Below are 24225 nucleotides of genomic sequence, written 5' to 3' on the forward strand. Positions count from 1 at the left end.
AAAAAAAACCCAGGAAGGCAACCGTCGAAGACGGCGCCCCCCTGGGTCTTTAATTAGCTATTTAAGCTGTCAGGCTTAGTAGCGCAGTTCGTGCCATTGCGTTACCGCTTTTTGGCCGTTACGCTCTTTGTTCTGACCGTTCCAGATAGCAATTGCCATTGGCGTTTTAGAGCCGCCGAATTGCGTATCATTGGCATCGCTCGTGGTCAAGGAACGCGTGAATACAACCGCCCAGCGGTTATTTTCCCAGTTGCCTTTACCTTGAACGTCTTGATGCGCTTGAGTCGTCAGAGTGCTGAATCCTTCTGCATTCATATCTTCAACTGCAGAAACACGTTGGCTGGCGTCAGACAAGATATTACCCGTTGCCCGACCCGGATTGAACACACCTTCGTTTTTACCCATTCCAAAGTCAACATGCGTGCCGCGCTTGCTGATGTCGCCTGCGCCGCGATTTGCTCTGGATGCATCTTTGGTTCCGGTTTCATGCGACGTGTCCAAACCAGACAGTTTACCATCCGGCTCATACATGTAGTAGCTACCCGAACCCATTGCCATGTCTAAATACTGGTCTTCGAGATCCTGCATGCCGTCATTACCTGCTCGGCCTGCACCCTCTTTGTCCCAGGTTGCTTTCCATTGCCAGATGTTCACGCGCTCACCGTCGCCGCCCATCGTGAATGGAGGCTCTTCGCCGGTTTGATCCACCGGAAACATAATGGCCGCTTGATCCTTATACTGCTGAGATCGAACCATGATGTCGTTTCGCGTTCCATCAGTCCATTCCAGACGTACCGCTACTTCTTTACCGTTTGAAGCCGCTTTGACGTTCACCCATTTTACTGCAGGGTTCGGCCACATCGGATTCGTAATCATCTGAGGATCCATTTCAATCAGAGAACCTTTGCCTCGGGTCGGCCCGTAGGTTGACCAGAAAACATCGCCCGGATTGCCTGGGATGTCCCCAGAAATTTTCAACGCTTGGATCACTGCCGCGTCGGAGGTGGACGCAACGCCCAAACCCAGCGCACAAGAAGCGACAAACGCCATTGCAATTTTAGATTTGCTGTTCACAGTGCTCTCCTAAGTTAACTTGACTGTTAGAGTTTATTATTGACTCTCAACCGTTTAGTTTGCGGTATCACCCTGCGCGGCCTGGGCCGCGCAGGGGATGGTCCGTTTGCTATACGCTCAAGAGCGCAGTTGCGGTTCCTTAGAACGCACCGACGTTTTCTTCAGGTCGTACATAGAAAGGCTCTTCAACCGTAACGCGGATGATTTCTTTGCCCTTCCTGTTGAACCCGATGACCGTGTCGTTGAACATCTCAAACTTCTTGCCATGAACGTTCGTCTCGAAAATTTTCGGACCTGGCTCACGTTTCCATTTGAAGATGATTCTCTGCGTCGTGCGGAACAACTGCAATACGCCCAACAGGTCTCGATCCGGCACCATGTACTGGTCGATGGAATGATCCACACCCGGACCAAACATCTGTTGCGAGTACGCGCGCGGGACGTGACGCGACGGAATATAATATCCGTTCGGCTCCGTGCCCAGTTGCGGGTACAACGGCAACGCAACTTTGCGGTCGCGGATCAGATAATACTGTGGATTATCCGGATCATGCGCCCACTCGCCATTGCTGCCGATTTTCACCAGACCCTGAAGACGAATCTTGCCTACGCAAGCCGCCATACAACGCGTCTCCATCTGGTCGCCTTCCGTCAGCGGGTCAAGACCTTCGATGCGCGGGTAACAAGCGATACATTTTTCAGAAATACGCGTCGTGCCTCGGAACATCGGCTTCTTGTAAGGACACTGCTCTACGCACTTCTTGTAACCGCGGCAGCGGCTCTGGTCGATCAATACGATACCGTCTTCCTGACGCTTGTAGATCGCTTTACGCGGACAAGCGGCCAGACAGCCCGGATACGTGCAGTGATTACAGATTCTCTGCAGGTAGAAAAACCAGATTTTATGCTCAGGCAATACCGACTTCGTGCCGTTGTCGCCGCCGAACGTTCCTTCACGCGATTGCGTGAACTCTCGTCCATGTGCGGTGTCTTCGCCGAAGTTCGGGAATCGCCATTCTTCGTCTGTCGGTACGTAACCGATCGCCTGCTGGTTCAGACCGATTTTTGCCGGCGCTTCGAAAATCGTTACGCCTTCATAAACGCCGTGGATCGCCTTGTTAGACGTCTTACGTACGTTCCATACGTTCTGACCCGGATTCGACTGCTCCAGCATCTTCAGGATCTTCCAATCCCAAAACTGCGGGTAACCGCCGTAAGGCTTCGTTTCTACGTTGTTCCACCACATGTACTCCTGACCCTTCGAGAAGGTCCAGGTTGACTTATGAGCCATTGTGCAGGTTTGGCACGCAATACAGCGGTTCGTGTTGAATACGAAGGTGAACTGTTCTTTCGGATGTTTCTCTTCGTAGACATACGTCGCTTTGCGACCTAACTGCCAGTTATAGACCTCAGGCATTATACTTCCTCCCTAAACTTGTTTAAGGTTAGTTTATCTTAAAGTTAAGACCGGGGGTCCCACAAGGGACCCCCGAATCCCACTTAGATCTTCACACGGACATACTGACCAGCAAGGTACATCTCCGCAAAACGATCTTTCAACGGAGACTCTGGAGTGTAGCCGGTTCGGACCGGTTCCCACAGGCCCTTACCATGCAATCCACCGTCTTCCGCTTTCGAAAATTTAACCAAAGTTTCCTTCGGCACTGCGTTTACTGCATGGTTATCTGCTTCGTAACCGTGCATAAACTTCATTTTCGATTTCGCTTTATGGAACAAGCTGTCCGTCTGTTGCATCGGCATCAACCATGAACGCGTGATCGATTGCTGTCCGCCGTATCGGAAGTTGGATTGATACGGAGTCGTCATCGACATCGCGCGACCGTCAGGTCGTTCTTCATGCGCTTTAACCGATCGCTCCGTAGACTGCCACGTTGCATGTTTCATCATCGTGGTGTGGTACGGATAAGATGGGTTGTATTTCGCGCGAAGCATCAGGCGGGCGACTTTGTAGCGCGGATCCGAAGGTTTCCAACCCATGTAAGGTCGGTCAGCCGGGTTCGCGTCACAATACACATAGTCACCGTCGTTGATACCAAGGTCCTTACACAAGAACGGGTTCATATGAACCTGCCATTCACCAACACCCGGTGAACGTTTGTCCATGCGGTAAGGATCGCCGAAGTTGTTGTTCCAGATCATGTTCCAGTCAGTCGTCGCCCAGGACGAATGCGCGGTATGTCTGGATTTCGGCGTTACGCAGTAGAAGCGGTAACCCTTCTCCCACAGGAAGTTCTTCGTCGTTCGAACCGCAGACCAAGGCTTCTTGATGTTGCGGACGTGGCGAAGATCCGGATCCTGCTCGTCTTCCGGAATCCCGTAGTCGTCGGGACGAATGTAAGGATTCGTCGACACGATGACGTTCGGCAGGTAAGGCGTAGCTTCCGGTCCTTCTCGATGTACGATGAAGTTTTCACCAAACTCGATCGCTTCCGGCTCGTCATTGTAGAACTGAATGCGGCCATGGCGGGTGTAGAAAGGTTTGGACTCCGTGTACATCTCCCAGAACGGAGAACGCGGATAGGTACGATACAGCAACAGACAACAACCCGGCTCACCATATTTGCCGTTGATGATGTCGTCGATGTTGTAACCCATACCCGACGTGGACGTCGTGAACAAGCGTCGAATCATCGCTTTCGTGCGGTTTGGAGCTTCGCCTTCATACACTTTCATGTAATCTGCGAAACGCTTGTCGCCCGTTACTTCCGCCAAACGTCTGGCGAATTCACGATGAATCAAGTTGTCGTCGATCGTATCGAAGATCGGCTTAATGCCCGTGCCGCCCCAGATCTGATGGAAGGGGTTGGAACATGCCGAGGTGATCTCGTAACTCTCGAACTCCGCCCAGCAGTTTGGAGCCAAAACGATGTCCGAGTATTCGCAGGAACCGGTAAACTCGATGTCCTGCGCTACGATCATGTCTACGTTGTTGTTCGTGTTGAACACCAGCTCGTAGAACCATTTTGCGTTGTTGATTACGTTAACGTTAACGAACCAAATCAACTTCGAAGGGGTCGGCATATGAGAACGACCCGTGAACACTTTACGACCATAACGCGGCGTATTTACGATCAACGCCTTGTCACGATGCGCCCAGTAGCTCACTTCCTCACCCTTCAGGTAACCTTTAATATTCTTCCAGTCCGAGTTCTTGGCAATGTCAAGTACCGGGTTGAAAGGATCTTCCGCAACCATCGATGCGAATCCAGGTCCCGACCAATGGGAGCCTTGATAGTTACCAGCTTTGTAGTTACCTGCCCATGTGTGAGAACCCGAACCCTTCGGTCCGACGTTACCCGTCAACATCAGCGGCACATACGAAGCGCGGTTATGCATCGTAGCGTGGAAGTAATGGTTGATACCTTCACCGTAGTGGATTTCAACCGGCATGATCGTACCCATGTCGCGAGCCAGACGGACGATCAAGTCCTTCGGCGCATGACAGATCTGGTTCGTCGTGTCGATGTCGTAATCCTTCAGGTGGATTTTATACATTTCATACAATGGCATTACCGTGATGGTTTTGCCATTGACGAGTTTTACGTCAAATACGCCGTCCAATACCGGGTCGATGTTCTTTTTACGCATCTTGGCGCCGATATCTTCACGCGTGATTGCGACTGGTTTGTCGGTGTTCGAATCCCAGACCACAAAGTCAGGCATTTTCTCTCGATTGAAGTTCTTCATCCACTTGGTGGTGAAGCCGTCTTTCGGGAGATCCTGGTTGCGGTAGCCGGGAATGAAATCATCCGGATGCAGTCGAATCAGGTTGTCGGTTCGAACCAGCAAAGGCATATCCGTGTATTCCTTCACGTAGTTCACGTCTACCAGACCTTCGTCCATGATGATCTTTGCACAGCCCAGAAACAGAGCCGTGTCGGAAAGACCCGCACGTACTGGAATCCAGTAGTCGGCCTTCGTCGCAGGAGGATTGTACTCAGGTGCGATAGATACCAGCGTACCACCACGCTCCATGATCTCCGTGTACCAATGCGCTTCAGGCATTTTGTTTTCGATCAGGTTTTTACCCCATTGGATCGTCAACTTTGCATAACGATGGTCAGCAAAGTCGATGTCCGAGGTCTGCATACCATGCGTCCAGGAATGACCCGGAGCCTGGTCGCCATGCCAGGTGTAGTTCGACCATGCGCGGCCGCCCAATACCTGACCCGGGCCACGACCACGAACGATCGAATCCAACAAGCCAGCCATGTTAGCAAGTCGGTAGATACCGTACTTACCAACAACGCCCAACAGACCCATGCCGCCGCGATACTTCATTACGCGCGCGCCGGATCCGCCCATGGCTTCGATCATCTCAGGCTGATAGCCTTCGTTTTTCAAACGCTGTGCGCCGCGAGCGCCGCTGTATGCTTTACCGATAGCAACATGGCCTTTTGCGAGGTACGTGAACGTTTGATCCCACGTCATACGAACGAATTCGTCCGTGCCGCGGCTCGTGAACTTATATTTTTCCCGATTCTCCTTGTCGAGATAAGGGAATCCGTCATCAGCCCATTGCTTCCAGCCAACACGAATCATCGGGTACTTGTTGCGATAAGGACCATACGCGCGACGCGGGAAGGTCATACCGCGCAAACACATGCGTGGGTTCCACGCGGCGTCTGCCTGGTTGCCGTACAAATCGCGTACTTTGTGATGGTCATAGTTTTGCTCGATACGCATCAGAATGCCGTTACGCACAAAGCCGCGAACGCGACATTGATGCGTGTCGTTCGGCGAACAACAATACGTGAACGAACGCTCATACTTATATTGATCTCGATATACTTCCTCCCAGCGACGATCCGGATACGCTTCCAACGGATTGCCTACTTTTACTACCGGCTTCAACTGTGCTCCCACTTTCTTGCTAGACAACGCCATAGCTGTCGCTACGCCAGCGCTCACTTGCAAGAATTTCCTCCTGTTAAGTCTCATGCACGTCTCCTTAAAATTAACGTTGGACCAAACTAAGAACAAACCTAGCTATTAATAAAATCTACTAACAAAAAATACTACCTAAGAACTTCTTACTGACTACTACTTTATCACAAAACATAAATCCAAAACATGTCCCGCTCAAAAACCTAAACTCGAATACTTTCGTTTTACCGCTTATTACAGGCCTTAAAAGGGTGGTCGCTCAATTCATCCTGAGTGAAAAAAAATTAGAACTAATGGATTTGAGCGCCTCCTTTACCGAGTGTATGACCAAATACTAGAAAAATTCCAATCAAGAGTCAATTATAAAATAATATTTTTTATGAGTCTATTTTGACACATGTCTAATCGGGCTAAATTATAACCTTAGCGGCTTTGGAATAATGCCGGTAATACGTGGTTCAACTTGCCTGGGATCGGACGGTTTGATAACGGGTGCGGGCAACCTGTTTAAGCGGCGAGGAGTCACTGCAAGCGCACAGACCGGACTGCATATCGGAACTCTAATGACCCGATACGCTGGAAACTCTCATGTTTCTATATCTATAGGAAACAGCACGGGGTCTTTCCCCACCCCGACCCTTCTCGAAAGATCCAGCTTGCGCCTGAAGCGGCCATTAACTTTTTCCCCGTTTTGCTTGGTTGTGCAGGGCTTTTTGGATATAATCAGCGTTTTTAATTGTCGTTTCAGTTTTTAATCCTATTTTCAATCGCGCACACTGGTTGCACCCTGCCATCGGCGTACCGACTCATTTACAGCAGTTTTTGACGCTCGGGACAGGTTGAATTCCATAAGTTGCGCTCTAAATATTTTTTTATGAAACGAATCGCGATCTATCCGGGAACCTTTGACCCCGTAACCAATGGCCATCTCAGCATCATTCGTCGCGCTCTTAAAATTTTCGACAAGCTGATTGTCGGGGTGGCGCTGAACCCGAGAAAGAATCCGCTCTTCCCTATTGAGGATCGCGTCGGCTTCATTCAGGAGGCCACGTCGGGACTGGACAATCTGGAGGTGCGCTCGTTCGACAATCTGCTGATTGATTTTGCGACGGCGAACGAGGCGACGGTCATCATCAAGGGCCTGCGCGCGGTCAGCGACTTCGAACTGGAATTGCAGATGGGACTGATGAATCGACGCCTGAAGGCATCCATCGAAACTTTGTTCATGATCCCAAGCCAGGAATATTCGTTTCTCAGCTCCAGCTTTGTGAAGGAAATCGCCAAGCATAACGGAGATTTCAGGGAACTGGTCCCGGAATCGGTCTCCCGCGGATTCGCTGAATTGAGCGGCCTCTAAAAGCAATTTGCACGCTCGCAATCAAGCCTGAAAATATTTCAAAAGATTTGATTGACCGGGCTGAAAAAGCAGTTTAAATAGTGGCTGAATCTAGCGCCTGCAAAATTTTTCCAAGAGTTAACGCGGCTTGATCGGGCTTCTGGAATTTTTCAAAATAAACGATAGCTGAATTGAGACTTCAAACCTTTTACAAAAGTTAACGCGGCTCAATCAGGCTTCTAGAGTTTTTCAAGATAAACGGTAGCTGACCAGAGACTTAAAAACCTTTTCTAAAAATTATTTTTATGAAATTTGCGCAACGGGTACTCTCAGTTAAACCTTCCATGACTCTGGCCATCGACGCGACGGCGCGAGCCCTGAAAGCACAGGGGGAGGATGTCATCGGATTTGGCGCCGGGGAACCGGACTTCGACACGCCGGAACATATCAAGGCGGCGGCGATTCGCGCCATCGAAGCGAACCTGACGCATTACACGCCGGTCGGCGGGACGGTTGAACTGAAGGATGCGATTCTTTCCAAGCTCAAGAATGACTCGGGGCTGGAATACACTGCGGACAATATTCTCGTTTCCTGCGGGGCAAAACACTCCTTCTACAATCTCGCGCAAGCGCTGTGGGAAGAAGGCGACGAGGTCATCATTCCCGCGCCTTACTGGGTGTCGTTTCCGGAGATGGTCACGCTGTCCGGCGCGCAACCGGTCATCGTTCCCGGGAGAGAAGAAAATGATTTCAAGATTCTGCCGGAACAGGTCGACGAGGCTGTAACCCCTCGCACCCGCGCAATCCTCATCAACAGCCCGTCCAATCCGACGGGATCGGCCTACTCTAAAGCCGAACTGGAAAAACTGGCGGAATGCGCCCTGCGCCACAAACTGCTCATCATCTCGGATGAAATTTACGACAAAATCGTTTTCGACGGCTTCGAGCATTTCAGCATCGCCTCCATCGACAAGGAAGTGCAGAAGAATTGCGTGGTCATCAACGGCGCGTCCAAAAGCTACGCCATGACGGGCTGGCGCATCGGCTACATGGCGGCGGATGCGGACATCATCAAGCAGGCGACCAAGTTGCAGGGCCAGAGCACGTCCAACCCCTGCTCGATTTCGCAGGCCGCGAGCGTCGCGGCGCTGACCGGGCCGATGGAACCGATCCGGCAAATGGTGGAAGAGTTCCAGCGCAGGCGCGATATCATGATCGGCGGCTTGAATAAAATAGAAGGGACCTCCTGCTACAATCCGGTGGGAGCGTTTTATGCGTTTCCAAATTTTTCAGGCAACTATGGAAAAGTCTGGAACGGTAAGAAGATTGAAGGTTCTCTGGATTTTGCGGAGTTTTTACTCAAGGAAGCCAAGGTGGCTCTGGTGCCGGGGGTGGCGTTTGGAGCGGATGAAAATGCGCGGATGTCCTTCGCCGCTTCTATAGAAACGATTCAGAAGGGTCTGGATCGAATCTCACAGGCGGTCAGTCAGCATCTGAAGTGATTGAAAGAGTGTATGGATCGGTTCAGCGCGATTCAGGCCCCGATTTTAGTCGATTCACGATAATCCTGGATCATTTTCTCAATTTTTTCACGACAGCGTTTCGCATGACAATTACCGGTACCCGCCCCGATTTTCTTTCGAACCGCTTCAAAAGACATGCAGCCATCGGCAATGGCTTTGTTCACAGAACGGCCCGTTATGCCCTTGCAAATGCATATCTTCTTAAAATTATTGATTAATTCTTGTTGTGTCGTCAAAATAAACTTTCTTTAAGCTCTCTTCTGGCAGTTTCCTATACTATAACCGAAAAACATTGAAATTCATAATCGAATCGCGTTTTTTTAATCGCTCCTTTTTTTTCGCCCTGCTGAGCGGCGTTATCCTGACGACGATTTTTCCGAAATTTCAATTGAATTTCCTCGCCTGGATCGCTCTGATCCCGTTGTTTTTCGCGCTCAAAAATCAATCGCCGCAACGCGCTTTTCTGCTGGGGCTGACCTGCGGATTCGCTTTTTACTTCAGCGGGCTGGAGTGGGTGACGAACACCATCATCCATTACGGCAATCTTCCCGTCTGGCTGAGCTATGTTGTTCTGGCGCTGATGGCGGCTTATCTGAGCGTCTTTATCGGCCTGTTTGCCTATGCGACGACGCTGTGGAGTCGCGGAAACGATTTTCACTTCTTTCTGCTCGCGCCGCTGGTCTGGACCTCGCTGGATTATTTTCGTTCGAGCTTCACGCCGCTGGCCTTCTCCTGGCTGGGACTGGGCTACTCGCAGTTCAACGCGCCCATCATCATACAGGGGGCGGAATACACCGGCGTGTTCGGCCTGACCTGGCTGATCGTCTATGTGAACGCGGCGATCTTTTACGCCGCTCAAAAAGCGATGGCCCGGCAAAAACTTCTGGCCTTCCTTGGCACGGCCTTCCTATTGCCCGCGCTGTGGGCGGGCTTCGGATGGCAGGCTTACCCGGCGACGACGACGGCGATGCAGGAGGGCCCGGCCCTGCGCGTGGCTCTGGCGCAAGGCAACATCGACCAGTCGGAGAAATGGAATCCCGCGCATCAGGAAAAAATCATGCAGGTCTATCAGGAACTGACCCGCGCGGCGGCTCTGGGCAAGGCCGATCTGATCGTCTGGCCGGAAGCGGCGACGCCGTTCTATATGGGACGCGACCCAGGCGGCTCCGCTCAGGTCTTGAATCTGGCGAAGGAAGCCAATACCGCGCTGGTGGTGGGCAGTCCCTACGCGGAATTCAAAGAAGGAAGGCGCAAGCTCTTCAACAGCGCTTTCTATATATCTGCAGAGGGTGAAGCGCTCGGTCGTTACGACAAAATGCACCTGGTGCCCTTCGGCGAATACGTTCCGTTTGCATCGATCCTGTTTTTTGTCGAGAAGATGGTGGAGACGATCGGCAATTTTGGCACCGGCGAGGAAGCCCGCGTCTTCGACATCAAGGCGGAACGCTTCGGCGTCTCCATCTGCTACGAATTGATCTTCCCCGACCTGATGCGCGGTTTCGCCGCCAACGGCGCGGGTTTTCTGGTCAACATCACCAACGACGCCTGGTTCGGCGACAGCGCCGCGCCCTATCAGCACATCAGCATGGCGGCCTTGCGCGCCGTCGAAAACCGCATGCCCATCGTGCGCGCGGCGAATACCGGGGTGTCGGGCGTGATCGACCGCAACGGCGCGATTCGCACCACCTCGCAGATTTTCAAGAAGGAGTTGATCGTCGCCTCCATCCGTCCCAACAACGGCCCGCGAACTTTCTATACACGCTATGGCGACGTCTTCAGCTGGCTGTGCATCGCCAGCGCGCTGGGCCTGGCTCTGATTTTCCGTCAACTGGAGAGAAGAATTTAGCGAGTCTGTCCTTGCGCATCAGGTCGACGGCTGAAGAACCAGATCGCCAGAGCGGACAGGGCGAAGGCGGGAGGCAGTTCGTACATGACGCTGTCGGACAAACCTGTCGCTTTCCATGCAATGGTCACGAGAAAACCCGTCGCCATCCCTGCAATCGCTCCCTGGCGCGTCACCCGATCCGAATACAGAGTCCATAAAATCAAAGGGCCAAAACTGGCGCCCAGCCCCGACCAAGCGAACAGCACGAACCAGAAAATCACCCGCGTTTCCGTCAGGGCGATCAGGCAGGAGCCGACGCCCAAAACCAGAATGGTGGCGCGGCTGATATAGATGAACTTTTCCGGGCTCAGATCCCGCTTCATTATTTTTGAATAAAGATCGTGCGCCACTGACGACGCGGCGACGACGATCTGGGCGCTGACCGTGGACATGATCGCCGCCAGAATCCCGGTGATCGCCACTGCAGTGAGCGCCGCCGGCAGTAAATCCTGCGCCGCGCGCGGGAACAGATGCTCGGCGTCTTCCAGACCGGGATAGAGGGCCTGACCGCAGATGCCCAGCAGAATCGCCGACGAATACATCAGCAATCCCCAGCCCAGCGCGATCCACACGCCGCGCTCGATGGTGCGCGTGTCCTTCGCCGCCATGAAGCGGTTGAGCACATGCGGTTGACCGGGATAACCGAGGCCGATGCCGAGCAGACCCACCACCGAACCGAGAAACACGCTGAAGGATTTGCCGCCCATCCAGGTGAGAGCGTTCGGGTTCTCCGCCGTCACCGCCGCCGCCATGCCGGAGAAACCGCCGAGCGAATAGAGGGCGGTCAGGGATAAAACCGTCAAGGCACCGACCATGATGAGGCCCTGAATGAAATCCGTCCAGGCCACCGCGCGGAAGCCTCCCATCATCGTGTAGCTGACGATGATCGCGCCGCCGATGGGAATGCTCCACAGGCTGGACACGTCAAAGACCGCATCGAAGGTTTTGCCGATCGCCGTCAACTGCGCCGCAACATAAGCCATCATGCACAGGAAGATGATAGAGACGGCGAGAATGCGAAGAGTCCGCGCCTCCGCACCAAAATGCGATTCCAGATAATCCGGGAGAGTCACCGCGTTTTTCGCATGCGACACCTTGCGCAAACGTTCGGCGATGAAAAACCAGTTCAGCGCATAGCCGAGCAAGCAACCCGGCAGGAACCACCAGGCCGACAAACCTTCCTTATAAGCCAGACCCGCCGTGCCCATCACCGCCCAGGCGCTCTCCGAACTGGCGGTCGAACCGATCGCCGTGATCCATTCCTTGAAAGAACGATCCGCCAGAAAAAATCCTTCCGAAGACTCGACCTTGCGCGACGACGCCCAGCCAATGCCCAGCATCGCCAGCACATAAATTCCAAAAACGACTATAAAGGTTCCGGTAAATTCCGTCATTCCCGCATTATATCAGAGAAAAAAATCGACATTGCCAAAACAAACAAAAACAAATGCCTACACGAAAACCCTTCAATTACCGATTTATTTTAAGGAAATTTCCTATAGAAAAATTTGACAATATCAAAAAACAAAACTAAATTTTCAGCATTCCAAAAATATAATACTACGGGGACGGGATATGCGAATCTCAAGGTTCATACTGGTTTTCTTGTTATCTCTCGCAATAAGTGGGTGTTTGAATACAACCAACTTTAAAAACCGACTTTCACAAATCATAGACCCGGACCCGATGGAAGTTGGAGTTCAAGAGACTGGCGAATCGGTCATTGATGATTTCCGAGGCACACTTGCCGGGCGTGACACATCCGCCGCGGGTGTTTTTATCAACCTTGCCTCATTCAACGACCTTCAAAGGCAAGCCTTAACAGATAATTCCCAGCAAAGTATTCATCTTTATGTTGATGCAGGCATCGCCCTTTCTAACGAACTGTGCACTAACTGGTTTCGCGAATTAGGCAAGGCCCAGGCCATGAACACCGCCGACCGAAACATACTGAGTAATGTAGGCGCTCTCACCGCAACCATGATGGGAATTTTTGGCGCCGGAGCCACATCTATCGCCGGCGTCGCCGGAGCCACCGGTTTTGCCGAAACTCTGTATACTTCCGAAATGGCAAACTTCATCGTAGCTCCCGATATCAGCGAGGTTCAAGAAGCGATCAATCTTGAACGCGCCAATCGAGTGGTTGAACTGAAGCAATCACTGGCAGGAAAAGATTACAACTATTATGAAGCCCGAAGCGAACTCATTCGTTACGATAACTCATGCTCTCACCTTGCAGTCAAACGGTTTGTTAAAACATCGCTGGACAACGCTTCCGAAGGGCTGGCCTTACAGTTCAAACTGGCGACAGGAACTCCGGAAGAGGAGATGTTGCTCGCGGAAATGAACCAGATCAAAGCTCAAAAACGTTTTCAATTATTGACAGAAAAAGGAAGAGATTCCGTCTTTAAAATAAGGTCCGACAGAATCACGACAAATACGGCAAGAGACCTGAGCGCACTACTTGGAAAAACGATCTCCCCGCAACAGATTTATCCACTCTACGCAATGTTGACCATAGAAAACGAACAATTTTCATTGAATGGTTTGAAAAAAATTGCCGCAACTTTAAACAACCTTGCAGATAGAGAAGGACAGATCAATTTCACCGACAGTGAAAAACTCAAGATTATGGAGATTCTCAACAAATTAAACGAAGAGACTGAAAAGAGTCTGGAAAAACGAGCTAAAATTTACATCAAAACAAATCTCGAAAAAGCCGCTGAAGCTCTAAGCGCACTTGCAAGCAAAACTCCTGAACTGCAAGCGCTTCAAAAATTGAATCAACACCCCTTGAAAATCGCTCCCTTATACGCTTTGGTCACAGGTATGGATAAAATTTCAACGAGGGGAATGTTGAAGATGAACTCGGCGCTTTCTGAAATTTTTCAGGACGCAGAGAAGAGCTACAAAGATCTCAGTAAAGAAACCAAGCAAAAACTCAATCAGGTTTTCGAAGGACTCGACGCCGAAACGAAAAGCGAACTGCAAAAGCTGGCGAAACCATATTTGAGCCAGTTGAAACCTGAGCATCAACTCGCAAGAGAAAGAAAGAACCAGGAAACATTAACGCTTGTTGCAAACAAGTTAAATGAAATCTTACAATCTAAAAATATCAGCGATCTGAAGATAAGCCCATCACAAGTGGTTGCGCTTTATGCAAAAATTGTCATCAACCCGCAAGAAAAAAGACATAAAAACAACATCGATCAGGCCCTGGAAAGTCTCAAAATAAATGGAAAGTACCCTGAAATCATTGGTGATCCAACAAAGAAACCAGCATTCAAAGATTTTCTGGGGAATACAGAACACAAAGATTTTCTGGAACTACAATCGATCCAATTTGATTATATTACCGACACATCATTCAATAATATAGTGAGCGATATAAACACCCTTCTTGCGCCATTTAAAAGTGAGGGAAAATACAAAAATCTGGAATTGAAACCCAAACATGTGCTCCCACTCTACGCGCTATTATTTAAAACAGATTCCATTTCCAAACAGGGCGCGAAAGAAATTCAGGATGCGTTGATTTCTCTGGAAGATGAGAGTGGAATGTATTCATGGATGGCTCTTGAAAGCAAAATCTCTGCTGGTCAAAAAATGAAGCTTTTGAATGCAATTAAAGATATTTATGAAACTGAAAATATGAAATCCAAACATTACCTGAGTCGCGGCATTGAAATATACCTGAAATGAGGTCTAATATGAGACATCTTGTTATCGTATCGCTCTCTCTACTTCTATTCAGTTCATCAGCTCAAGCGATGGACTTGATGGACAGTATTCCCGCCGATGTTCGCGAAGAGCTCACAAGTGAAAATTTCAAGACAACAACCAACGCTAAAAAGAACGAATCTGAAAAGCCGGGTTTTGTATGGAATCCAAATACAGTAAAGGGCTTTGTCCCGCCGACACCAGATGAAATCATGCAGTACCAGAAAGAACTTGAAACGGACTCTACGTTTTCACCAAGTTCGCAGACCCCCTCATCCAACAAAATAGTCATAGGCCCGGATTTAAGAAATTTGCCGCGCTAAGCATGGCCTTCCTATCCAAGTCGGCGATTCTCTGATAAGGAGAGTCGCCGAATAGCGCGACGGGTCCCCCACCCGAAGAAGTCAAACCAATCCATCCCACGAAAAGCGCAATCCATAGCCCGATCCTTTCGCGCTGGGCGCTTGCTGACAGGAAAATTTACAGTTGATTGGCAAAGCGCTTATGGCTACACTCTATAGCCTGCAAGGGCCGTAGGTATAAGCTATTTCGTCAAACACCATTCCCTCTGATTCCTGATGATTCCTATAAAGATAAAAACCGATTCCGCGCTGGCGCACAAGACCGACTGCCTCGTTTTCTTCTGCCGTAAAGAGGAACGCCCCGGCGGCGTATTGAAAGATCTCGATAAAAAACTCAACGGCGCTCTCGCCAGCGCTTACAAGGACCAGCGTTTTGAAGGCAACGCAGGCCAAATCCTCTGGCTGGAAACTCTCGGCCATCTGGACGCGCGCGCGGTCGCTCTGGTGGGCCTCGGCGAAGCGAAGGACGCCAAACTGGAAGCGGTTCGCCAGGGCGCCGGAAGTCTGGCGGCGCAAGCGAAGAAGAACAAGAGCAAAACCGTCTCTTTCCTCATGCCAACGACAGGCGAACTGAAAGGCTTTGACGCTTCACTGAAAGGCGCCGCCATCGCGGGCGCGGCTTCCGAAGGGGCTTTGCTCGGCCTGTACTCTTTCGACGAGTACAAAAGCAAAGATAAAAAGGACAAAAAAGACAAGGACGCTTCGGTGCAATCGCTGGTTCTGTTGACGACAAGCGCGGCTCAGGCGGAAACGCGCAAGGCCGCGTCACGCGCATCCCTGGTTGCGCAAGCCGTTTACACCACGCGCGATCTTGGCGCGCATCCCGGCAACACAGCGACGCCGACTTATCTGGCGAAAGAGGCGCAACGTCTGGCGCGCGCGCACAAGATGACCTGCAAGATTCTCAAACAGAAGGATATGGAAAAACTGGGCATGGGTTCCCTGCTCGGCGTCAGCCGCGGCAGTAACGAGCCGCCCGCATTCATCATTCTCGAACACTGGGGCGCGGGCAAATCCAAGGCCCCGACCCTTGTCGTCGGCAAGGGCGTGACCTTTGACACCGGCGGCATCTCGCTCAAACCGGGCGCGAGCATGGACGAAATGAAAATGGACATGATGGGCGGCGCCGCGACCATCGGCCTCATGCAGGCGGTCGCCAGTCTCAACCTGAAATGCAACGTTGTCGGCATCGTTCCCGCCGTCGAGAACATGCCCGACGGACTCGCCATCAAACCCGGCGATATTCTCAAATCCATGTCGGGCAAAACCATTGAAGTGCTCAACACCGACGCCGAGGGCCGTTTGATTCTGGCCGACGCCTTGACCTACGCGACGACGAAATACAAGCCGCGCGCGGTGGTCGATATGGCGACTTTGACCGGAGCGGTTCTGATGGCTCTCGGACATCACGCCGCCGCGGTTGTGGACACAGACGCCGCGCTGGCTCAGGAATTGATCGACAGCGGCGAACGCACCGGCGAGCGCGCCTGGCGCATGCCACTCTGGGACGAATATGAAAAGGGCGTGAAAAGCGACATCGCCGATTTGAAGAACATCGCATCGCCCGGAGTCGGCGCGGGTACGATTCTCGGCGGAGCCTTCCTCAAGCAATTCGTCGAAGGCGACGTTCCCTGGGCGCATCTGGACATTGCCGGAGTCGCCTGGGGCGACGGCAAGCCTTACAATCCCAGCAAAGGCCCCTCCGGTTTCGGCGTGCGCCTGCTTGTCGATTATCTGGAACATCTCAAAGACTGAACACCGACATGACCAATATCGTTATCGTTTTCATCCACCTGTCCGCCGCCGGAATCGCGCTGGGGAGCCTGATTTACGGCCTCCTGCTCCTCCTGCCCGCCATTAAAAAAATCGAGGCGGACAACGATCTTCCCGCAGAGGAGACGGCGGAATACAAGCTCATGGAAATTTTGATGCCGACGGTGTTCGTCTGCCTGCTCACTCTGGTCGGTTCGGGAATTTATTTCCTGATGGAAAACTACGCCGATCAGGTCAACCTCAAACCGGGCTATTACAATCTGTTCGGCGTTAAGATGATTTTTGTCCTCGGCGCGTTCTTTGCCAGCCTGTACACGACTTTTTTCCTGCGCACCAGCATCGCCAATCTCGACATCACGCCGGAAAATCGCGAGCGCGTCCCCGAGGTCCTGAAGAAAATGCAAGGCTACAGCACGTTTTGCCTGACGCTGATCGTCTTCGCGGTCTTCTTCGGCATCTGGCTGGCGCGTTTTTAAATTCGACCCATTCCTATCCGTTTCACGCACAGGAGACCATTCGTCATGTCAACCGAACCTGAAAACAAGGCTGAGAACACGCCCGCCAATCCCGAAGGCGAAGCGATCACAGCAGAGGAAGCGCAAGAACAGCAAATCGACCTCAACCTGATTTTCCCGGACGAGGAGCGAGACCTCAATGCGCTGTTCCCGGACGAGGAATCACGCCAACTGCTCAAACACATCACCAAAAACAAAAAGGATTTGAACACTCTGAAAGAGCGCTTCAAAGAAGAGAACAATCTGGAAGAAGAAGAGGAAGAAGACAGCGAAGAAACTGAAACGGATAACGCCAGCGATTGAAGGGGCGGAGCCGCCCGGCTCTAATTTTTCGAACCAGCAAGCAAGCATTTGCTCTAGCGCCTGAAAGGCGCGCCCCGGCTTAAATTTTTGACGCTCACCAAAAAGTATCGATGCCTGTTCTATAGCGCCTGGCAAACAACGCAGGTCAAATCGTCGAAAGGCGGAGCGCCCTCGGTGAAAACATCAATCTCCGACTCGATTTTTTCCAGCAGGCCTTCAGGCGAGCCCGTCCATTCTTTGAAAATTGTTTTGACCCGCTCAATGCCGAACTCCTCATTCGAGGGATTTTTCGGCTCGGTCAAACCATCCGTGTAAGACAGAAACCAGTCTCCCGACTGAATCGCGCAAGTCTCTTCCTGATAAGACGATACAGAAAGAATGCCCAGAGGCGGCCCGCTGGCCGGAGCCATCTCGCGAATCCCGCCCTGGCTATCGCGAACCATGAGCGAATGATGCCCGCCGTTGGCGACGCGCAAGCTATTAGCCTTCACGTCGAAAACCATATAAAGAACCGTGGTGAACATGCCGCGATGCGAACGCTCGCACATGGCCTTGTTGACGGCGGACAGCACATTGCCGCAATGCGAATCGAGTTGCGACAGGTAGCGGAAATCGCTCATCAGCCGCGCCATTTGCAGAGCCGCGGGAACGCCCTTGCCCGACACGTCGCCCACCACCACGCCCAGACGTTGCTCGTCCAGTTCGAAGAAATCGTAAAAATCGCCGCCCACCACGCGCGCAGGCGCGGTCTTTCCGGCGAAGCGAAAACCCGGTCGTTCCGGCGCTTTCGCCGGCAGAAAACTTTCCTGCACCGATTTGGCGAAATCCATATCGCGTTCGAAACGCTGGTTCTCCATCAGGATGTGATGCATCTTCGCATTTTGAATCGCCAGAGTCGCGCTATCGCAAAACATCTGGAACAACTCCAGGTCCGGCTGGCTGAACACTTGCCCCTTGTCGCGGTTATGAATCACCTGACACACGCCGATCACATCCTCTTTGTTTTTCAAGGGCGAACACAAAATCGAGCCGGTCGTGAACCCGGTTTTTTTATCAAAGGCCGGGTTGAAACTGGGATGCTCGTACGCGTCTTTAATGATAAGAGCCTCGCCCGAAGCCGCTACGGAACCCGCGATCCCCTCGCCCAGCTTGACCCGGTTCATGGTCATGATCGTATCGCGCACATCGCTCAAGGCCACCTGAAACACCAGGTCTCCCGTATCCTCATCTTTCAGAAGCAGACTGCAAGCGTCCGCCTTCATCACCTTTTTGGCGATGTTCATGATGGTATCCAGCAGATGCGTCAGGTTCAGTTCAGAATTGAGAAGGGAGGTGATTCGGTAACAGGTTTCAAGCTGGCGCACCCGTTCCTGCAGGCGCGCAAACTCCGACATGGAATACGGGGCATCATTCATAAACGGGCTGGTTTGAGCGGAACGGAGAACCTTAAAATCACGGTTCTCCGAAAAAGAAAAAACTTTAACTTGCCCGTTAACATAGCTAAAATGAAAATGACGGTCAATAGATTTTAGAATTCCCGCAAGGCAGAGAAGGCAATGAACAGGGGCAAAAAAAAGCAAACGGGCTGGACGCCCCTTGGAAAGGTTCTTGCGACAGCGCTGAGCATGGAAACTCTCAATCAGACGGAACCCGTGGAATGGTGCATCTTCCAATGGCCGCAAGTCGTCGGCCCGGAAATCGCTAAAATTTCTCATGTCAGCGCCCTCTCCGGCGCGACTTTGAAAATCGTTCTGGTTGAGCCGGAATGGCTGGCGCCGTTGAAAGCCCTGGAAACCCGTCTGGTTGAAGACATGAACCTGAAGGCTGGCAAAGAGTTTTTAAATCATATTCGGTTTAAAGTTGAAACCCGGCATGCCGCTCTGTGCGCCGAACCCGAAAGAAAGACCGCTAAACAATAAACACAACTCTCTATGAAAACATCATTCAACAATTCGAAATTATACAAATTCACGCGCGCGGCGCTCCTGCCTTTGAGCATGATTGCCGCCGCCGGTTGCGCCATGACGCCTCTGTCCTCTCCGTCGATGACCGATGGCCCGATTGATTTGAATGACTCCGTCGCCGTCCAAAAAGTGGAAGGCATGAAAAATCACTGGGGCGGACCGAGTATCGGCGACCCGCGAGCTTATTACCATTATCTCATGGCTCTCAAAGCGGAGCAGACCAATCGCTTTGAAGACGCCGCCGCTCATTATGGAGCCGCCGCCAAATTCGAACCGAAGAAATTACTGTTCCACAAGAAAGTCATCACCCACAAGCTGAGGCTTGGGAACCTGGTCGACATGATTGAAACCTGCGAAGCGGCGCTGGCCAATTTTCCCAACGACTCCGAGTTGAACATGCGCATGGGCGACGCCCAATTCGTACAGGGCAATCACGAAGCCGCACTCGACTACTATCAGCGATCCTACGAAAACAACGCCCACCAGTACCGCGCTTTTTTGCTTCGCGGCATCGTATTCGAGCTACTGAAACAAAATAAAAGCGCGATCGAAATGTTCAAGCAAGCGACGCTGTCTTCTCCATTCGACTCGATCAGCGCCTACCACCTCGGTCGCGCGCAGATGTTGCAACGAAATTTTGAAGAAGCGGTTCAAAATCTGGAAAAGTCGGTGACTTTGCGACCCAATTTTGTTCAGGCCAGGGATTATCTCGCCTGGTCTCTCGAACAACTGGGGCGCACCAAGGAAGCGCTCAATGAATACCAGATGATCCTGAAACTCGACCCGGCCAATCACTCCATCCGCCAACGCATTGCGGAGATGCACGAACGTTCCAACATCTTCACGCGACGCCTTCCCGACGTCGACATGATGTTGTCTGAATTGGTCGAGGCGCCCTTCCCCTTTATTAAAATGGGCGTCATCCATTATGACCGGGCAGACTACGACAAGGCCCTGGAAGAATTCCAATGGGCGCGCGGGCGCAAGGAAAGCAATGAAATTCTTATCATCCTCTCCCGAGTTTTTGAATCCATGGAACGCGTCGATCTGTCCATAGAAACCTTCGAAATCCTGCGTCGGCAATCGCCGCCAACGGTGCGCACGCTCCTTTATCTGGCGCGCCTCTATAATATGAACGGGCAGGAAGAGAGAGCGGTCGAACTGCTCGCCGAAGCGGTCGCCATGGAACCCGACAACGACAGCCTGCACCACTCGCTGGCGCTCGCCAACATGACCCTGAAAAAATACGATCTGGCCATCGCCAATATGAAGGAAGCCATCCGAATCAACGGCGAGAAAGATTCTTACCATTTCGAATTCGGAGCCTTGCTGGAACGCGCAGGACGTTTTAACGATGCGATCGGCAGTATGAAACGAGCGATCGAACTCAATCCGCTTCATTCCAACGCGCATAATTTTCTCGGCTACATGTACGCGGTCAAAGGCGAATATCTCGACAAGGCGCTGGAGCACCTGCAGAAAGCCATCTCGATCCAGCCGCGCAACGGTTATTTTCTCGACAGCCTGGGCTGGATTTATTACAAAAAGGGCGAACCGCAACGCGCGCTTGCCGAAATCAAAAAAGCAATGGTCTACGCGCCGCCGGACCCCGTCCTCTACAGCCATTTGGGCGACGTCCAGTATTCTTTGAAAAATTACGAGCAGGCGATGAAAGCCTGGAAAACCAGCCTGTCCCTGTTCCATGCCAACAAGCATGACGCCGAAGGCGAAATGCCCGACGCCGACGAACTTGTCAATAAAATCAAACAAGTGACTGAACTGCTGGATAAAAGCCTTTGATCGCGCCCGACCCTTGCCGTCATGGTTCGAGCGACTCGGGATTGCGTTCGCGCCCCAGCGCCGGTAAGACACAACGCTGGGCGCAAGCCCTGCTCCTTGGCGTTTTGGCCTGCGGACTGGTTTCCTGCCAGTCCTTGTCGCCGATAACGCCGACGCCCGAAATCAAGGAAAACCTGCAACCGGAATTTTTGCTGAACCACCTCATCAACCGGCAAACCGGCATCCACACCGTCCGATCCTTTTTAAAAACCGCCATCACCCGTCGCGGCGAACGCCGTTCTTTCAAACAAGCTCTGCTGGCGAGCGACGACGCTTCGATGCGACTCGACACACTCGGCATGTTCAACCAGGTTCTCGGCGTGCTGATCCACAGAAACGGCAAAACCTCCCTCTTCGACGCCAAAAACGACCGTTCCTACGTTGATTTGGAAGCCCTTGAAGTCATGGAAAAAATCGTCGGTTCCCGACTGGACATGAATGAATTCTCCAGTGTTCTCCTCAGTCGCGCGCCGCGACTCGAATCGCTGAAAGCCGAGCAGGCCAGCCTCAACGAAGACCAGACGCATTATCAGCTGACGAGTTACGACAGCGCGAGGGAAGAAACCGTAGAAATCACTATCGACGCCGCAACCCTCCTGCCTGTACGGCTGGTGCGTCACAGAAAAGACTTTGTCGTGTATGAACTGCGCTGGGACAATTATAAAAAAATAAACAACCAGTATTTCCCACAGTCCATCACCCTGGCGCGCCCCTATCTTAAGGAAACCGTCTCGTTGGACTACGACGATCCCATTCTCAACGGAGAGATTGAAGAAGAATTTTTCAATCCACCCGCAGGCGCGACGCCCCCTCCGCTGAGTTGACATGCGCCTCAAATTCAAGACCCCGGCTAAAATCAATCTGGGATTAAAAATCCTGAGAAAACGCGACGATGGATTTCACGAACTGGAAACGATCTTTCAGATGGTGGACTGGTTCGACGATATCGAACTCTCGCCGCTTGAACAGGGCATTGAGCTGGAATGCAATACGCCAGAAATCCCGACCGACGCAAGCAATCTCGTTTTTAAAGCCGCCTTGCTGTTGAAGGAAGCCTATCCCGACACGCCGGGCGTGCATATCAAGCTCATCAAATCGATACCGTCCGGCGCCGGGCTGGCTGGAGGTAGCGGCAACGCCGCCGGAACGCTACTGGCGCTGAACCGGATGTGGGATCTGCGCCTGACCCCGGCGCAATTGCAACCTTTCGCCGAAAAACTGGGGTCCGATGTGCCCTTTTTCCTACATTCACCCTGCGCGCTGGGATGCGGTCGCGGAGAAAAGCTGACAACCTTACAAGCTCCTAAAAAATTTAAGGTTTTGCTTGTCTCCCCCAATTTTTCCATTCCTACCGGGAGCGTGTACAGCCGTCTAAATTTGAAGTTGACAACAGACCAAAATCATATTAGCATTTTGCAAAAATTTATATCCAACGCCGATCTGCCGGGCTTGGGCGCCCGGTTATTCAACGACTTGGAATGCGTGGTCGTCGAGAGCCATCGAATCATTGGGGAAATCAAAGAAGAAATGAGGCGATTGGGCGCGTGCGGTTCCCTTTTGTCCGGGAGCGGCTCCACTGTTTTTGCGATTTTTGACAACGCTCAAACCGCTCAAACAGCGCTCGAATCTTTCCCCAAAGGAGCATGGAACGTACGCCTGAGCGAAAGCGTTGAGCATTTTTCTGAATTTTTACCAGATGAAATATTGAATTACCCTTAAGGTTTCAAAAATTTTTATCTGATTTAATTGCAACCGGAAACGGGTTTTTCATCTACACTGTATTTTTAAAATCCTTCCCATTATCATTCTCCCATTTCGTGCCCGCGAAAACTCTGGAGGGTTCAAAGCGGTTGGGGAGTCGTCGGCATGAACGGGCAAGTCATGCCCGACAAAGATTGATATGAGGTAAACCGGGAAGTAAACAAATATTGGGGCGTCGTCAAGTGGCTAAGACACAGGATTTTGATTCCTGCATTCGGAGGTTCGAGTCCTCCCGCCCCAGCCAAATTCGTTGGAAGCGGCGTACAAATCTATGAGCAATGCGAACGGAAGACCCCTGGTTTTCTCTGGGAGGGCTAACAGGGAACTTACGGCGGACATCTGTAAATACATGAAAATCCCGATCGGGCAGGCAACGATCAAGGATTTTTCTGATCGTGAAATTTTCGTCCGCATAGAAGAAAACGTTCGCGGAGCCGACGTCTTCATCATCCAGTCCACATGTTACCCCGGTAACACGAATCTGATGGAACTGTTGATCATGATGGACGCGTTTCGTCGCTCTTCAGCAAAACGCATCACCGCCGTACTGCCTTACTACGGCTACGCGCGTCAAGATCGAAAGACTGAGCCGCGGGTGCCCATCACCTCCAAGCTGATCGCCGACCTCTTGCAGTCTGCAGGAGCGGATCGCGTGTTGACGGTTGATTTGCACGCAGGTCAGATTCAGGGATTTTTCAATATCCCCGTCGATCATTTGTACGCAGTCAACGTTTTGATCCAGTACATTCAAGGACTGGATCTGAAAGACCTGGTGGTCATTTCTCCCGACGCCGGCGGCGTTGAACGCGCGCGGGCTTACGCCAAACGGCTGGGCGCGCCAATCGCTATCATTGATAAACGCCGCGAAGCGGCAAACATCGCCAAGGCGATGAATATCATTGGAGATGTTAAAGGACAGAGAGCATTGATCGTCGACGATATGATCGACACCGGCGGTACGCTGATGGAAGCCACCGACGCCCTCCTGAACGCAGGCGCGCTTGAAGTGCACGCCTGTTGCACGCACCCCGTGCTTTCAGGCCCGGCGGGCGAACGCATTCAAAATTCGCCCATCAAATCGGTGATCGCGACCAACACCATTCCGCTGAACGATGACTTAAAGAAAATAGAGAAAATTAAAATATTATCCGTCGCTTCCCTTCTCGGCGAAGCCATCTTGAGGATCAATTGCGAATCGTCCGTCAGTTCTTTATTCGACTGACGTTTACTCTATTCGCAACGCCGTCCCGGGTAAGCCGGAT

General features: G+C 51.9%; 19 protein-coding genes and 1 tRNA gene. 14 read left to right on the plus strand and 6 right to left on the minus strand.

Features of this window, described 5'->3' with window-relative positions:
- Nucleotides 1-75: 75 nt before the first annotated feature.
- From G3M78_03140 to G3M78_03150, 3 genes are all read right to left on the minus strand, one after another.
- Nucleotides 76-1050 carry a nitrite oxidoreductase, gamma subunit gene (locus tag G3M78_03140; GenBank protein ID QPJ66749.1) on the minus strand — a complete coding sequence of 325 codons (975 nt, stop codon included), beginning with the start codon at nt 1048-1050 and terminating at the stop codon, nt 76-78.
- A gap of 163 nt (nt 1051-1213) precedes the next feature.
- A complete protein-coding gene (locus G3M78_03145) occupies nt 1214-2491 on the minus strand; it encodes a nitrate oxidoreductase subunit beta (GenBank protein ID QPJ64445.1) in 1278 nt (425 codons plus the stop codon).
- Nucleotides 2492-2574: 83 nt separating this feature from the next.
- A complete protein-coding gene (locus tag G3M78_03150; GenBank protein QPJ64446.1) occupies nt 2575-6036 on the minus strand; it encodes a molybdopterin-dependent oxidoreductase in 3462 nt (1153 codons plus the stop codon).
- A gap of 820 nt (nt 6037-6856) precedes the next feature.
- Between G3M78_03150 and coaD the strand changes: the two genes are divergently transcribed.
- A complete protein-coding gene (gene coaD, locus G3M78_03155; protein ID QPJ64447.1) occupies nt 6857-7339 on the plus strand; it encodes a pantetheine-phosphate adenylyltransferase in 483 nt (160 codons plus the stop codon).
- A 284-nt stretch (nt 7340-7623) separates the two neighbouring features.
- Complete coding sequence (locus G3M78_03160; protein QPJ64448.1) at nt 7624-8820, plus strand: pyridoxal phosphate-dependent aminotransferase; 1197 nt, start codon at nt 7624-7626, stop codon at nt 8818-8820.
- Nucleotides 8821-8852: 32 nt separating this feature from the next.
- Here the strand turns inward: G3M78_03160 and G3M78_03165 are convergent, their stop codons facing one another.
- Entirely contained in the window at nt 8853-9005 is a 153-nt protein-coding gene (locus G3M78_03165; GenBank protein QPJ64449.1) for a (2Fe-2S)-binding protein, read from the minus strand.
- Nucleotides 9006-9313: 308 nt separating this feature from the next.
- Between G3M78_03165 and lnt the strand changes: the two genes are divergently transcribed.
- A complete protein-coding gene (lnt, locus tag G3M78_03170; protein QPJ66750.1) occupies nt 9314-10687 on the plus strand; it encodes an apolipoprotein N-acyltransferase in 1374 nt (457 codons plus the stop codon).
- Here lnt and G3M78_03175 read toward each other — a convergent pair.
- Complete coding sequence (locus tag G3M78_03175) at nt 10684-12120, minus strand: sodium/proline symporter (GenBank protein QPJ64450.1); 1437 nt, start codon at nt 12118-12120, stop codon at nt 10684-10686. The genes lnt and G3M78_03175 overlap by 4 nt on opposite strands.
- A 238-nt stretch (nt 12121-12358) precedes the next feature.
- Here G3M78_03175 and G3M78_03180 point away from each other — a divergent pair, with 238 nt between their 5' ends.
- The 5 genes from G3M78_03180 to G3M78_03200 all read left to right on the plus strand — a co-directional run bounded on the left by G3M78_03180 (nt 12359) and on the right by G3M78_03200 (nt 17399).
- Nucleotides 12359-14428: a hypothetical protein gene (locus tag G3M78_03180; GenBank protein ID QPJ64451.1), complete on the plus strand. Its 2070-nt coding sequence runs from the start codon at nt 12359-12361 to the stop codon at nt 14426-14428.
- A gap of 8 nt (nt 14429-14436) precedes the next feature.
- Complete coding sequence (locus G3M78_03185; GenBank protein ID QPJ64452.1) at nt 14437-14769, plus strand: hypothetical protein; 333 nt, start codon at nt 14437-14439, stop codon at nt 14767-14769.
- Nucleotides 14770-15024: 255 nt separating this feature from the next.
- Nucleotides 15025-16563: a leucyl aminopeptidase gene (locus G3M78_03190; protein QPJ64453.1), complete on the plus strand. Its 1539-nt coding sequence runs from the start codon at nt 15025-15027 to the stop codon at nt 16561-16563.
- Between the two features lie 8 nt (nt 16564-16571).
- Nucleotides 16572-17057 carry a hypothetical protein gene (locus G3M78_03195; GenBank protein QPJ64454.1) on the plus strand — a complete coding sequence of 162 codons (486 nt, stop codon included), beginning with the start codon at nt 16572-16574 and terminating at the stop codon, nt 17055-17057.
- 45 nt (nt 17058-17102) lie between these two features.
- Nucleotides 17103-17399 (plus strand): hypothetical protein, encoded by a 297-nt coding sequence (locus G3M78_03200; protein QPJ64455.1) that lies wholly within the window; start codon nt 17103-17105, stop codon nt 17397-17399.
- Between the two features lie 119 nt (nt 17400-17518).
- Here the strand turns inward: G3M78_03200 and G3M78_03205 are convergent, their stop codons facing one another.
- Nucleotides 17519-18814 carry a SpoIIE family protein phosphatase gene (locus G3M78_03205; protein ID QPJ64456.1) on the minus strand — a complete coding sequence of 432 codons (1296 nt, stop codon included), beginning with the start codon at nt 18812-18814 and terminating at the stop codon, nt 17519-17521.
- Between the two features lie 141 nt (nt 18815-18955).
- On the opposite strand from G3M78_03205, the gene G3M78_03210 reads away from it, so the two are divergent.
- From G3M78_03210 to G3M78_03235, 6 genes are all read left to right on the plus strand, one after another.
- A complete protein-coding gene (locus tag G3M78_03210) occupies nt 18956-19318 on the plus strand; it encodes a DUF721 domain-containing protein (GenBank protein ID QPJ64457.1) in 363 nt (120 codons plus the stop codon).
- Nucleotides 19319-19330: 12 nt separating this feature from the next.
- The gene (locus G3M78_03215; GenBank protein QPJ64458.1) at nt 19331-21163 is read left to right on the plus strand and encodes a tetratricopeptide repeat protein; all 1833 of its coding nucleotides are present in this window, start codon (nt 19331-19333) and stop codon (nt 21161-21163) included.
- Nucleotides 21160-22026 carry a DUF4292 domain-containing protein gene (locus G3M78_03220; GenBank protein QPJ64459.1) on the plus strand — a complete coding sequence of 289 codons (867 nt, stop codon included), beginning with the start codon at nt 21160-21162 and terminating at the stop codon, nt 22024-22026. The genes G3M78_03215 and G3M78_03220 overlap by 4 nt, the downstream gene beginning before the upstream one ends.
- 1 nt (nt 22027) lies before the next feature.
- Nucleotides 22028-22921, plus strand: coding sequence for a 4-(cytidine 5'-diphospho)-2-C-methyl-D-erythritol kinase (gene ispE, locus G3M78_03225; GenBank protein ID QPJ64460.1), 894 nt, complete (start codon nt 22028-22030; stop codon nt 22919-22921).
- Nucleotides 22922-23131: 210 nt separating this feature from the next.
- Nucleotides 23132-23207, plus strand: a tRNA-Gln gene (locus G3M78_03230).
- Between the two features lie 27 nt (nt 23208-23234).
- On the plus strand, nt 23235-24185 hold the full coding sequence (locus tag G3M78_03235) for a ribose-phosphate pyrophosphokinase (GenBank protein ID QPJ64461.1): 951 nt from the start codon (nt 23235-23237) through the stop codon (nt 24183-24185).
- The last annotated feature ends 40 nt before the right edge of the window (nt 24186-24225 follow it).

This window comes from Candidatus Nitrohelix vancouverensis, from assembly GCA_015698305.1.
In the GTDB taxonomy this organism is placed as follows: domain Bacteria; phylum Nitrospinota; class Nitrospinia; order Nitrospinales; family VA-1; genus Nitrohelix; species Nitrohelix vancouverensis.

Excerpts from the sequence above, each read along its gene's own strand:
- G3M78_03150 (QPJ64446.1), bottom strand. The coding sequence starts at position 6,036 with ATGAGACTTAACAGGAGGAAATTCTTGCAAGTGAGCGCTGGCGTAGCG.
- G3M78_03205 (QPJ64456.1), bottom strand. The coding sequence starts at position 18,814 with ATGAATGATGCCCCGTATTCCATGTCGGAGTTTGCGCGCCTGCAGGAA.
- ispE (QPJ64460.1), top strand. The coding sequence starts at position 22,028 with ATGCGCCTCAAATTCAAGACCCCGGCTAAAATCAATCTGGGATTAAAA.
- G3M78_03210 (QPJ64457.1), top strand. The coding sequence starts at position 18,956 with ATGAACAGGGGCAAAAAAAAGCAAACGGGCTGGACGCCCCTTGGAAAG.
- G3M78_03160 (QPJ64448.1), top strand. The coding sequence starts at position 7,624 with ATGAAATTTGCGCAACGGGTACTCTCAGTTAAACCTTCCATGACTCTG.
- G3M78_03195 (QPJ64454.1), top strand. The coding sequence starts at position 16,572 with ATGACCAATATCGTTATCGTTTTCATCCACCTGTCCGCCGCCGGAATC.
- G3M78_03235 (QPJ64461.1), top strand. The coding sequence starts at position 23,235 with ATGAGCAATGCGAACGGAAGACCCCTGGTTTTCTCTGGGAGGGCTAAC.
- G3M78_03175 (QPJ64450.1), bottom strand. The coding sequence starts at position 12,120 with ATGACGGAATTTACCGGAACCTTTATAGTCGTTTTTGGAATTTATGTG.
- G3M78_03200 (QPJ64455.1), top strand. The coding sequence starts at position 17,103 with ATGTCAACCGAACCTGAAAACAAGGCTGAGAACACGCCCGCCAATCCC.
- G3M78_03185 (QPJ64452.1), top strand. The coding sequence starts at position 14,437 with ATGAGACATCTTGTTATCGTATCGCTCTCTCTACTTCTATTCAGTTCA.
- coaD (QPJ64447.1), top strand. The coding sequence starts at position 6,857 with ATGAAACGAATCGCGATCTATCCGGGAACCTTTGACCCCGTAACCAAT.
- G3M78_03140 (QPJ66749.1), bottom strand. The coding sequence starts at position 1,050 with ATGGCGTTTGTCGCTTCTTGTGCGCTGGGTTTGGGCGTTGCGTCCACC.
- G3M78_03145 (QPJ64445.1), bottom strand. The coding sequence starts at position 2,491 with ATGCCTGAGGTCTATAACTGGCAGTTAGGTCGCAAAGCGACGTATGTC.
- G3M78_03215 (QPJ64458.1), top strand. The coding sequence starts at position 19,331 with ATGAAAACATCATTCAACAATTCGAAATTATACAAATTCACGCGCGCG.
- G3M78_03190 (QPJ64453.1), top strand. The coding sequence starts at position 15,025 with ATGATTCCTATAAAGATAAAAACCGATTCCGCGCTGGCGCACAAGACC.